Source organism: Methanobrevibacter sp., from assembly GCF_045636185.1.
In the GTDB taxonomy this organism is placed as follows: Archaea; Methanobacteriota; Methanobacteria; order Methanobacteriales; family Methanobacteriaceae; genus Methanocatella.
Map to the genome: position 1 here is coordinate 1 of NZ_JAZTXC010000077.1, position 11,353 is coordinate 11,353.

Consider the following 11,353-nt stretch of genomic DNA (forward strand, 5'->3'; position numbering starts at 1 on the left):
CTCAATGGTTTCAGCAGTTTTTTCAGGCATATTATAATAACCTTTCATAACATTGAAACCTCTGCACATGATTTCTCCGGTCTCACCCGGACCTAGTTCTTCACCGGTTTCAGGATCAACAATTTTAACTTCAATATTAGGCAATTTTCTACCTACAGTATTGATTTTTTTCTCGAATGAGTCTGCTGCATTGGTTTGTGTAAAACCAGGACCTGCTTCAGTAAGGCCATATACACTGGTAATCTCTTTCATATTCATTTTTTCAATGGCATCTTTCATTGTTTCAACAGGACAAGTTGAACCTGCCATAATGCCGGTACGCAAGGAACTCATATCAAACATATCAAACATCGGATGGTTCATCATTCCAATAAACATTGTAGGAACACCATAGATTGATGTACATTTTTCTTTTTGGATTGATGAAATTGCAAGAAGAGGATCATATTCTTCAAGCACAACCATGGTAGAACCATGTGTAATAACTGCCATTACACCTAAAACAGTACCAAAACAATGGAATAAAGGTACCTGGAGAAGTAATCTGTCTTTTTCGGTATAATTCATATTTTCTCCAATATAATATCCATCATTAAGGATGTTTCTGCTTGTAAGCATTACACCTTTAGGAAAACCTTCAGTACCGCTGGTATATTGCATATTTATAACATCATATTGTGAAACATCATCTTTTGCTTTTTGAAATTCTTCATCATCGTAATTCATACCAAGCAACATCAATTCGTTAGTATTGTACATTCCGCGATGTTTTTCTTGACCTACATGGAAAATGTACTTTAGATATGGGAATTTTTTACTGTTTAAACTACCTCTTGCACTGTTTTTTAGTTCAGGCACGAGTTCATGGATAATGTCAAAATAGCTTGTGTCTCTAAATCCGTCAGTCATTGCAATAGCTTTCATTTCGGATTGTCCTAAAACATATTCCAATTCATGAGACTGATAAGCTGTATTAACGGTTACGATTGTTGCGCCGATTCTTGCTGTTGCAAACATGTATGTTAACCATTCAGGGACATTTTTGGCCCATATTCCAACACGGTCTCCTTTTCCAATACCTAGTGCTAAAAATCCTTTTGCAATATTGTCAACTCTTTCATTAAATTCCTTATATGTAAATCTTAAATTCCTGTCAGGATAAACTATAAACTCATGATCTGGTTGTTTTTCAACTTGAGTTTCAAAAAACTTTCCTATAGGAAGTTCTGTAAATAATTCACTCATTTTCACACCTTTTTTAATAATATAATTAATTTTGTAAAAAAGCTATTTTCTGAATTCTACTCCTAATTCAATCTCAAGCGCAAGTCTGGCTTAAAATATCTAAAATTCTTGTTTCCAATTTCTTTATCTATATTTATTTTAAACATTTTAATCCAACGCTCCTTAATTTTAATATGGTGTGTATAATACTGCTAATATTTTAGAATTCTTTTTACCGGTTGCATGTAAGTGATGTGGAACTACTGAATCATAGAAAATAGTGTCGCCTTCACCGATTACAAAAGTGTCTTTTCCATAGATAACTTCAATTTCTCCTTCCAATACATAAATAAATTCTTCTCCTTCGTGTGAAGATAATTCTTTTTCTCCTTCTTCATATTCAATTTCAATCATGAAAGGATCTATGTTTCTGTCTATTTTTCCTGCACCCAATGCGTGATATTCTAGATTGGTTGCATTTGTAACATCTTCTCTACCTGAGAAATATAGTGAATGGTCTGTTTTTCCGCCTCTTGTTACAACAGGTCCGATTTGTGGAGTGTCATCTAAAAATGTTCCAAGTCTGACTCCAAGTGCTCTGGCCATTTTTGTCAATGGGGTAAGGGATGGAATAACGTCTCCATTTTCCATAGCTTTTAAAACTTCCAGTTTAACGCCACTGGCTTCTGCTAGTTCTTCAATAGTCATATCTTGTCTTTCTCTAATACTTTTCATTTTAGAAGCAAATTCTTCATTTTTTTCCATTATATCACTTTTTTACTTTTATAAAATACTAAAATTTTTAGTATAAGTATAATATATTTTTTAATTTATATAAATACTTTGTAAATTTTAAATGAATGAGTCTGTTTGTAAGCTAGTTGATTTTTTTTGTTTATTCTTTCTAGTGAAATAGGAAATAACTTTAAAAACTCTTTGAATATTATGCCCATTATTTAATTTTGAATTAAATTCAGTTTAAATAATTTTCATAAACCTTTCTTTTATAAATTCTGGGGTCATTTCAATGATTGGTGCTTTGGAATTGCCTGGCTTGCAGTTAAATTCTACAAAATTACATTCATCATCTTTTATTATTTCTTTCAAGTCAATTTCCTCGAATTTATAGCTTTTCAAGCCAACACTTGAAGCAATTTCTGATAGATTCAAATCTTTGGCATAGGTTTCCTGATTACCTGTTGAGCCGTATGCACCATTGTTGATTACAATCCATGTTAAATTTCTTGGATTCCATGCATTGACAGTTACGAGTGAACCCATATTCATTAGCAGGGCTCCGTCTCCATCAATAACGACAACATCCCTATTTGGTTTTGATAAAGCTAATCCAAGGCCGATTGATGAAGCAAGCCCCATTGATCCAATCATATAGAATGTTTCATCCCTGTCATATATGTCATATAATTCTCTTGAAGGAAATCCGATATTGCAGACAATCAGTTCATCATCTATTAATCCGATTATTTTTTCTAAAGCATCTCTTCTTTTCATTTTATCACCAATATTTGATTTCCAATAATGTTGAAACAGGTTTTCCCTGTTCCAAGCTTAATTCCCATGATTCTCTTATGGCCTCATATGCCCCTTCAGGTGTGGCAGGTTTAAAAAAGTTATAACCCATTGCTTCCAGAATTAATGGTGTTGATTCACCCATAGGGACTTGTCCACATATATTTTCCCCTTCAGTTCCCCTATGGCTCATTATCATTAGAAGAGGGAATTTATACAATTCTGTCAATGACTTTAATGCATTTATTGAGTTTCCAAGTCCTGAATTCTGCATCAGTATTGCAGTTTTTTTGCCTCCGAGATAAGCTCCGGCACATATTCCTATTCCTTCTTCCTCTCTTGTTACAGGCACATGAATTATATCCTCATCTTCATCAATCATTTCCAATAATCTAGATAAGTTAACGCAAGGAACACTTACAATAAAGTCAATCCCAGCATCCTTTAGCCCATTATATACAGCTTCTGTACTATCCATGTTATCATCTTTTAATTTTAATTTTAACATATTTTGTTTACTTCATTTTCCTAATTAATGTTAGATAGTAACATATATATTAAATTATTTACTTATTTATATTCATGTTTGATAAACTACCGGTTTCTTCAAAAACAGAAAAGATTTTGACTAAATCTTTGGATGAAATGATTTCTGTCGAAGAAGCCAATCATTTGATGAATATTAGGGGAGCTGATTTTTACCCTTTGATGGCTACTGCAGATTATTTGCGTAGCGAAATTGTTGGAAATGATGTTACATTCATTAATAACTGTAATATTAACTTCACAAACATTTGTACTGTTAGATGTGGATTTTGTGCTTTTGGAAAGGATGCGGATGACCCTGATGCATATATATTAGATGATGAAGCTATTTTAGCCAAAGCTCAGGGGGCGGTTGATAATGGTGCCCGTGAATTTACCCTTATGGGTGGCGTACATCCGGATGCGGACATTGAATATTATGAGCATTTATTGCATTTGCTCAAGGGAGAATTTCCGAATGTAATGATTCATGGTTTTTCACCAACAATGATTAATGATGCGGCCATTGCATCAGGCATTGATATGGCTGAAGCATGTGAGAGATTGAAATCTGCCGGACTTGATACCTTGCCTGGAACTGCGGCCGAAATTTTAACGGACCGTTCCAGAGAAATAATCTGTCCTGAAAAGGTTAGCGTAAGCGAATGGGTTGATGCCGTTAGAACTGCTCATGAAGCAGGCATTCCAGGTTCTGCTACCATTATGTACGGACATGTGGAAACCTTGGAAGAGCGTGTTGAGCATATAGATATCATCCGTAAATTGCAGGAGGAAACACATGGTTTCACTGAGTTTATTCCAATGACATTTATGCATGAATACTCTCCGATATTTCTGGAAGGCCAGAAAAACTTAGGTGCTACAGGTACAGAAGATTTAAAGTTATATGCAGTTTCCAGATTAATGTTGAGAGATTTAATTCCTAACCTTCAGGTTTCCTGGGTCAAAATGGGTTTCAGATTTGCTCAAGTTGTTCTCACTGCAGGTGCCAATGATTTGGGCGGTACTTTAGGTGGAGATGAATTGTCAGAAGCGTCCGGTGCTCCTGATGGTGTTGATGCTTCAATTGAAACTTTAGTAAACATGGTTAAAAATCTTGGAAGAAACCCAAAGGAGAGAAACTCCAAATATACCGAATTTTATCCTGTCAAATATTAACAAAGCTCTAAAAATAAAAGTAGTTTATCTTATGATGTATTAATTTACATCATCAATAATTTAATTTACAGTGACATAACATGAAATTCATAGTAATTGACGGACTTGACGGGTCTGGAAAGGATACACAAATAGATTTACTTGCACAGTATTACAGAAATAAAGGGAAAAATGTTGTTGTACGTTCACATCCCTGTGATGACAATAAGTATGGACGTAAATCCCGACAAGCACTTCATAAAACAGGCAAATTCAATCATATAAAAGCTACTATATATTTTGGATTGGATGCAATCAGGTCTGTTCGCAAATACTCTCATGATGATAGGATAGATGTTTTAATTTTTTCACGATATGTTTTGGCAGTGATGTATCTTCCCCGTGTTGTAAATACCATTACTTATAAGATTGTTTGCGCTGTACTTCCAACTTCGGATACAATGTTTTTTTTAGATGTTACTCCTGAGGAATCCTTAAGAAGAATCGGTTCAAGGGATGATGAACTCGAAATGTTTGAAAATATAGAATCCCTTACCAAAAATAGAGAAAATTCCAAAAAATTTACGTATAACTGGAACGTTATTGATGGAAATCAGTCTATTGAGGAAATTAATCAACAGATTATAACTAGGTGTACCCAATGTGATTAATTATTGATATTATTTTTTTAATACTTTAAACACAACTTATATATGTAATAAAAATATAATATTAATATATGTGCGAAGAATTACTAGACCATTACGAAGAAGAAAAAAATTATGAAGAGGCAATAAAATTAATTGATGAAATAATTTTACAAAATCCTGAAAAAGCCTCATCACTACTTTTTAGAAAAGCAAATGCATTAATTGAACTTGGAAAATACTCACAAGCTATTACAACCCTAAAAGTATATGTTAAAGATTGTTCAAAAAATGAAAAAATCAAAGCTTATACTGTTATTGCAACATGCTATATGCATTTGGATGATGAAGAAAAGGCAGATGAATATCTTGTAAAAACTCTGGAATTGGATCCTGAAAATGATATAATCCTTAAACATTTGTCTTACGGTTCATATATTAGGCAGGAACATGAAAAATGCTATGGATATATACAACAATTGATTGAAATTGAAAAGGCTGATATTGAAGATTATACCAATCTAATATTTTGTTGTATTCAATTGGACCGGATAGATGAAGCTCTGGAATATGCTGAAAAAGTAATTGAGTTGGATCCGACAAATTTGGATGTTTTTGCAACATTAACCATTGTTTATGAAGATTTGGAAGATAAAGAAAAATTAAAAGAGGTTTGTGAAAGAATCATTAATTTAAAGGATGATGGAACATTACAGATTATACTTTTAAAGGCTCAGGCATTATTGGAACTGGGACGAAAAGAAGAAGCTTTTGAATTTGTCAACAAGGCTATCAAATTAAATCCATATGATCCATTTCCATACTTGATGAAAGGTATGCTGTACAATAAGTTAAAAATGTTTGAACATGCACAGGAATGCTTCAGTGAGGCATTCAATTTAAATCCTGAATTACTGCTGATGATAGAAAAATTAAAATAATGGTAGAAATTCTTTGTTGGGTTCGATTCCCAATTCTACCTTGTTTTTTTCATCTCTCCTTTTAAAAATGAATTGGAATAGAGAAGTGGTCTTCCTATTTCAATTCTACAATTTTTCTTTTATTCATGGTATAAACTTATTTTAACATTTATTTTTTTAATCAAAGATTTTGTTGCTTTTTGTTAATCTGTAAGCAAGTATTTGCTTGCGAAAATATTTATATGGGGTTATGTACTTTATTAAGTTTCATATGAATGAAAATTTGTAGAGGTGAATAATTTGAATATTAGATATGGAATAATTTTATTCATTTTCATTTTTGCCATTTCCGCTATTTCTGCGGTTAGTGCTGAAGAAATAAGCAATGATGTATCGGTCAATGATGATGTATGTTTATTGGCAGATAATGTGGATGATGTATGTTTAGATTCAAGCGTTAATTATTGGTATGTTGATGGAAATATGTCTGTTTCAGATAATGGCTCTGATCATACTTATAAAACATTGAAAGAGGCAATTGATAATGCACAGGATGGTGACACGATTTATATAGCGCCAGGTGTGTATAAAGGAGAAAATAATGTTAATTTAGATATAGATAAAAAGTTAAATCTGATAAACTGGAAAAACGGAGATGTAATTTTTGATGGTGAAGGTAAAAATTCAATGTTCAGATTTTCCGTTGATTCATTCAATATATCTGGTTTGACCTTTAAAAATGGAATTGGCTTTAATTCAACGCATGATCGTATTTTACCTGGTGGTCTTTTGCTTTTTGAAAATGGTCTTAAAAATAGTTTCATTAATGCAACTTTTATTAATAATGTAATGTCCTTCTGTGGTGTTATTACTTCTAATTGTGATATTGACCGTGTTAATTTTGATTGTACTTTTATTAATAATACTGGTGGAATATACGGAGGTTCACTTATCTATGCATGGGGCGGTTCCTTTAAAAATTCCCATATAACCTGTAATGCTTTTGATAATACTATTTGGAATAATTTCTTTAAAATGGAAGAAATATATAATGTTGATATTAAAGGTTTTTTAAATGGTAATAAAATTGTAGGAATTGACACTTCTGTTGTCTTTGATGAAAATCGTTATGATAATTCTACATTCACATTTTCTAATTTTATTTCCTTGAATCCTGTTGATAGAGCATATAATGGAAAAAGTAATTTAATTAAATTTTATTCAAGTATAATTCCTCAAGCATGTTATTATGTTAATGGGAGCATATTTGCTTCAGGTGATGGATCAGTCAATGCACCATTTAAAACATTAAACGAAGCAATTGATGTTGCAAACGAGGGTGCTCTTATTCTTATAGCTCCTGGTGTATATACTGGAATTAACAATACTAATTTAGATATTTACAAAAAATTGAGTTTTATTAATTGGACTTCTGGTGATGTGATTTTTGACGGCGAAGGTAAAAATTCATTGTTTCGGTTTCATGTGGACTCATGCAGTATATCCGGTTTGACTTTTAAAAATGGAGTTTCCACTATTTTAAATTTCTATAATTGCCTTAAAGATAGTTTTATCAATGCTACTTTCATAAATAATGTTGTTGCAGCAAAGGGTGTCATTAATTTTATAAAGGGTTTTAATGGTGTTAATTTTGATTGTGTTTTTTATAATAATACTGGAGATGATTTTACAGGCTGTTTAATTCATTCTCAAGATTCCATGGTTAATTCTAATATAAAATGTTATGCAGTTTACAATAACTATAAACTTTATTTATTTAAAACAGACAAACATATTTATGATGTTAATATTACAGGAATTTTCATGAAAAATAACCGTGCATTTTATTCAATAAATGGGTTTACTTCTGCATTTATTACGGGTTTGGGTGATGACAGATTCACTATATCAAATTCTATTATTCTAGATGAGTTTGCTAGTTTTTATAGTCATTTTAACTCTTTCGCTAGTGCGAATTCCGTAAAAACAATTAATAATTGGCTCGGTAGTACAAGGGATAATTATATGAACTCCAAATTATGGGATGTTAAACAGTGGCTGTTTTTAGATGCAGATATTCCTGATGGAGCAGTTCAAAATTTTACAACACACTTAAAGTTTTCCGCCTATGATTCTTCTTCAAAAGAAGTCAAGGATTTTGATGGAGATTTCATTATTCCAATTGAAAATATATTAAATAATATATCTATATCATCAGTCAATGCTAATTTGGATAAAACTAATGTATCTTTATATGAAAATTTCACATACTCTGCAATAAGTGCTGGTAACGGTACTTTAAGTGTTAATTGGGATAAATATACTTTCACATATACATTCCATAATTTTGTATTTGATGATGTATATGTTAGTTCTGCTGAAGGCAATGATATTAAAGGTGACGGTTCTGCAAATAATCCGTTTTCTTCATTTAAAAAAGCTCTTGATAATGTTGATGATGGTGGATTTATACATATTGCACCTGGAAGTTATACAGGTAAAAATAACATTAATATAGATATTAATAAACATATAAACATTTTAAACTGGACTAGTGGTGATATAATATTTGATGCTGAATTTAAAGGCAGAATATTTAATGTTAACGTGGATAGTATTAATATTACCGGTTTAACTTTTATAAATGGAAGATGTGATAGTAATGGTGGTGCAATTTCATTTAATGGTGATGTTATCAATTCAGTTATCAAAGCCGCTTTCATAGGTAACATTGTAAATTATGCATATGGTAATGGAATTTATATTGGCGGTAGTTTAGTTAATTCTACTATTGATAGTATCTTTTCCAGTAAATTCAATTCTCTATCTTATGGTGGAGCATTATACATTAATGGTGAAGTTATCAAATCCATTATTAACGGAACCTTTGAAAATACTATGTCCGCAAGTATCATTTACTTTAACAGCAATGTAATAAATTCTACAATCGCTGGTTTATATAAAAACAATACTGTATCAAATTTAGCTGTTCTCTACTTTAATAAGGATATAATTAATTCAACTATGAATGTAACAATAATAGATAATGATGCATATGGTGATTGTGGAGCAATTCAAGCAAATGGAAAAGTAATTAAATCAGCTATTTATGGGTTGTTTAAAAATAATATGATGTTTGAAGGTAATATTGTTTATTTCAATGATGAAATTAATGATTTGGTATTTGAAGGAATATTTGACGGTAACCGTATGTTGGATGGTTCTGTTTTCTTTTTTAAAGAATCTGTTTTCAAATTGTTAATTGACGCGATAATTACTAATCATAATAATGCTAATCAAACTGCATCATTATTTTCATTTATGAAAGATTGCTCAGCTTTTTACAAGTTCGAGTCCTTTGATTCCAGATGGTTGATTGTTTCAGATAACCCTGAATTCTTAGATGTTGTAGAATAATATTAAGATTAGACAGATTTAAAAGTTGGAATTTTAGTTTAAAATCCGATAAATGGTCTGTCTAAAACTATTTTTTTTAAAAAAGTTATTTAACAAAAAAGAAACTTTTTAATATTATTATATTTTTTTTGGAAGCAGTATTTCTTTTTCTTTCTATAATACTTCTTTAATACCACTGTCTGTAATAATCATCAGTGAATTAAGATTTTCCAGCATTAATGAAGCAATGGGATGAGTTTGAATATCCTTATTCATTAAAACAAGTTCCTTATCTACAATATCAACCCAGTTAACATTATAAATAACAACTCCATTAACAATTAATCCTAAATATTCAGGAACAAATCTATTTTCATTCATTTCTTCAAAAAACTGATTTTCACGTAAAATCTGTCTTAAAACATTATCCATACTAATCACTTCTTTCATAAACAAATTTTGGAACAGCATCATCGAAAGGATCAAAGGTTTCTCTGTTTTTAACTTCCATACATTTCATACTTACCTTTGAGTGAAGGGAAGATGGGAGCCTTAAAATCCTTTTCAAGTCAATGGAAACTTTAGCATCAATGGTCGCTAGATTGACATGAGCCATGGCTTCGACTAGATTTTTATATCGTCTGGGACCAATATCTCTTTTGAAATAGCCCCATTCATCATTATCCAAATGATGTCTGGCTTTAAGTATATCTTTCATTAATTTAGGATTAATTCCATCAATTTCCTCCTGGCCGGTTAAATGCTGGAGATTGTATTTCATTTTGTCTGTAAAAATCTTGGAATAGCCGATTGGAATTGAGAAATGCTCAAAGTTAAAAGCTTTGTTTGAAATATCCGTATTAATGAATTGAGATTTAGGGACTTCGGCTCCTGCAACATACTTTAATACTTCAGATCTAAGTTCACTGCTGGCAAGCATCATCTCTTCATCTAAAATCCTGATGTGGTATCCTCTGCCAGAATAGATTAAATGGATGTTGTTAAGACCCAAATCTCCGTCCAGAGTATCTATTAATGAATTAACAATATCCAGGGCTTCACCTAAGCAAACTTCACAAACGCTGTCGCAGTTGCATGACCTTATTGGAATATCTTTAGCATCAACATCAAAGATATATTCGGCCTTTTGCCAGTCTTCACGTCTTCTAGGATTATTATAAAAAGCTACTGAAATATATGCTGCAAAAGGTGCTTTATATCTAAGGAATTTTCTTAAAGACTCTGTTCCTCTGAAAGTTTTATATCTGTCATTAGGACCTCTTCCGTTATGGTCAAAACCAAATTCACGTTTTTTAATTCCGTCTCTAATGAATTCAGGAAGGTCTTTTTCACTCCATTCCTCACGATAATATTGGCGCCTTTCCTTCATGGTAGCTTTTGAAAACATAATATGAATTATTTTTATCCAAGTATTTATTATTTAGTGAAGTGTGATTTTTTAAATTATTTATATAAAGAATTTATAGATTATATAATTAAGTCAAATAAATGAAGGTAAGAATATGAAAAAGAATTTTTTATTTATTATTTGTCTTTTATTATTAATTGTTTCAGTTTCATCAGTATCTGCAAGTGCTGATGTGAACCAAACTATTGATGATGAAACTGGGGACTCATTAGCTTTGGCTGATGATAATGAAAATGTTTTGAGTGATAATAATTTGTCTGATATGTCTGGCATAAACGTGCAATCAGATATTGATAATGATGATAGTTCTAGTTTGGATATTTATGGTTCTGATTCTTCTAGTTCTAATATTGCTGATTTGAATGTTTCTGATATTTTGTCTAAAATTGATTGGTCTAAATTGAATATTTCTGGTTTTGATCCTTCTAGTTTGAATATTCCTGGTTTTGATTCTTCTAGTTTGAATGTTTCTGATATTTTGTCTAAAATTGATTGGTCTAAATTGAATATTCCTGGTTTTGATT

Annotated in this window: 11 protein-coding genes; 5 read left to right on the forward strand and 6 right to left on the reverse strand. The window is 31.3% G+C overall.

Going from position 1 to position 11,353, the window contains the following annotated elements; all coding sequences use genetic code 11:
* The 4 genes from ACKI3Q_RS04670 to comD all read right to left on the reverse strand — a co-directional run.
* Positions 1-1,245: AMP-binding protein (locus ACKI3Q_RS04670; RefSeq protein WP_407414752.1), on the reverse strand; the 1,245-nt coding region annotated here is incomplete at its 3' end.
* Between the two features lie 168 nt (positions 1,246-1,413).
* Positions 1,414-1,989: a helix-turn-helix domain-containing protein gene (locus ACKI3Q_RS04675; protein WP_407414754.1), complete on the reverse strand. Its 576-nt coding sequence runs from the start codon at positions 1,987-1,989 to the stop codon at positions 1,414-1,416.
* A 213-nt stretch (positions 1,990-2,202) separates the two neighbouring features.
* Positions 2,203-2,736 carry a sulfopyruvate decarboxylase subunit beta gene (comE, locus tag ACKI3Q_RS04680; RefSeq protein ID WP_407414756.1) on the reverse strand — a complete coding sequence of 178 codons (534 nt, stop codon included), beginning with the start codon at positions 2,734-2,736 and terminating at the stop codon, positions 2,203-2,205.
* A gap of 4 nt (positions 2,737-2,740) precedes the next feature.
* A complete protein-coding gene (gene comD / locus ACKI3Q_RS04685) occupies positions 2,741-3,232 on the reverse strand; it encodes a sulfopyruvate decarboxylase subunit alpha (protein ID WP_407414758.1) in 492 nt (163 codons plus the stop codon).
* A 104-nt stretch (positions 3,233-3,336) separates the two neighbouring features.
* On the opposite strand from comD, the gene cofH reads away from it, so the two are divergent.
* The 4 genes from cofH to ACKI3Q_RS04705 all read left to right on the forward strand — a co-directional run bounded on the left by cofH (position 3,337) and on the right by ACKI3Q_RS04705 (position 9,421).
* Complete coding sequence (cofH, locus tag ACKI3Q_RS04690) at positions 3,337-4,458, forward strand: 5-amino-6-(D-ribitylamino)uracil--L-tyrosine 4-hydroxyphenyl transferase CofH (protein WP_407414760.1); 1,122 nt, start codon at positions 3,337-3,339, stop codon at positions 4,456-4,458.
* Positions 4,459-4,538: 80 nt separating this feature from the next.
* A complete protein-coding gene (locus ACKI3Q_RS04695) occupies positions 4,539-5,108 on the forward strand; it encodes a thymidylate kinase (protein ID WP_407414762.1) in 570 nt (189 codons plus the stop codon).
* A 68-nt stretch (positions 5,109-5,176) separates the two neighbouring features.
* Complete coding sequence (locus ACKI3Q_RS04700; RefSeq protein ID WP_407414764.1) at positions 5,177-6,025, forward strand: tetratricopeptide repeat protein; 849 nt, start codon at positions 5,177-5,179, stop codon at positions 6,023-6,025.
* A gap of 279 nt (positions 6,026-6,304) precedes the next feature.
* On the forward strand, positions 6,305-9,421 hold the full coding sequence (locus ACKI3Q_RS04705) for a hypothetical protein (RefSeq protein ID WP_407414766.1): 3,117 nt from the start codon (positions 6,305-6,307) through the stop codon (positions 9,419-9,421).
* Positions 9,422-9,574: 153 nt separating this feature from the next.
* On the opposite strand, the gene ACKI3Q_RS04710 is transcribed toward ACKI3Q_RS04705, so the two are convergent.
* Both ACKI3Q_RS04710 and priS read right to left on the reverse strand, forming a co-directional pair.
* Complete coding sequence (locus ACKI3Q_RS04710; RefSeq protein WP_407414768.1) at positions 9,575-9,850, reverse strand: hypothetical protein; 276 nt, start codon at positions 9,848-9,850, stop codon at positions 9,575-9,577.
* Positions 9,834-10,808 carry a DNA primase catalytic subunit PriS gene (gene priS, locus ACKI3Q_RS04715; protein WP_407414770.1) on the reverse strand — a complete coding sequence of 325 codons (975 nt, stop codon included), beginning with the start codon at positions 10,806-10,808 and terminating at the stop codon, positions 9,834-9,836. Before priS ends, ACKI3Q_RS04710 begins: the two co-directional genes overlap by 17 nt.
* Positions 10,809-10,923: 115 nt before the next feature.
* On the opposite strand from priS, the gene ACKI3Q_RS04720 reads away from it, so the two are divergent.
* Positions 10,924-11,353: hypothetical protein (locus ACKI3Q_RS04720; RefSeq protein WP_407414772.1), on the forward strand; the 430-nt coding region annotated here is incomplete at its 3' end.

Bases quoted from the DNA above. Each gene is read 5' to 3' on its own strand.
- comE (WP_407414756.1), bottom strand. From the start codon at position 2,736: ATGAAAAGAAGAGATGCTTTAGAAAAAATAATCGGATTAATAGATGAT.
- ACKI3Q_RS04710 (WP_407414768.1), bottom strand. From the start codon at position 9,850: ATGAAAGAAGTGATTAGTATGGATAATGTTTTAAGACAGATTTTACGT.
- cofH (WP_407414760.1), top strand. From the start codon at position 3,337: ATGTTTGATAAACTACCGGTTTCTTCAAAAACAGAAAAGATTTTGACT.
- comD (WP_407414758.1), bottom strand. From the start codon at position 3,232: ATGGATAGTACAGAAGCTGTATATAATGGGCTAAAGGATGCTGGGATT.
- ACKI3Q_RS04695 (WP_407414762.1), top strand. From the start codon at position 4,539: ATGAAATTCATAGTAATTGACGGACTTGACGGGTCTGGAAAGGATACA.
- ACKI3Q_RS04700 (WP_407414764.1), top strand. From the start codon at position 5,177: ATGTGCGAAGAATTACTAGACCATTACGAAGAAGAAAAAAATTATGAA.
- ACKI3Q_RS04675 (WP_407414754.1), bottom strand. From the start codon at position 1,989: ATGGAAAAAAATGAAGAATTTGCTTCTAAAATGAAAAGTATTAGAGAA.
- priS (WP_407414770.1), bottom strand. From the start codon at position 10,808: ATGTTTTCAAAAGCTACCATGAAGGAAAGGCGCCAATATTATCGTGAG.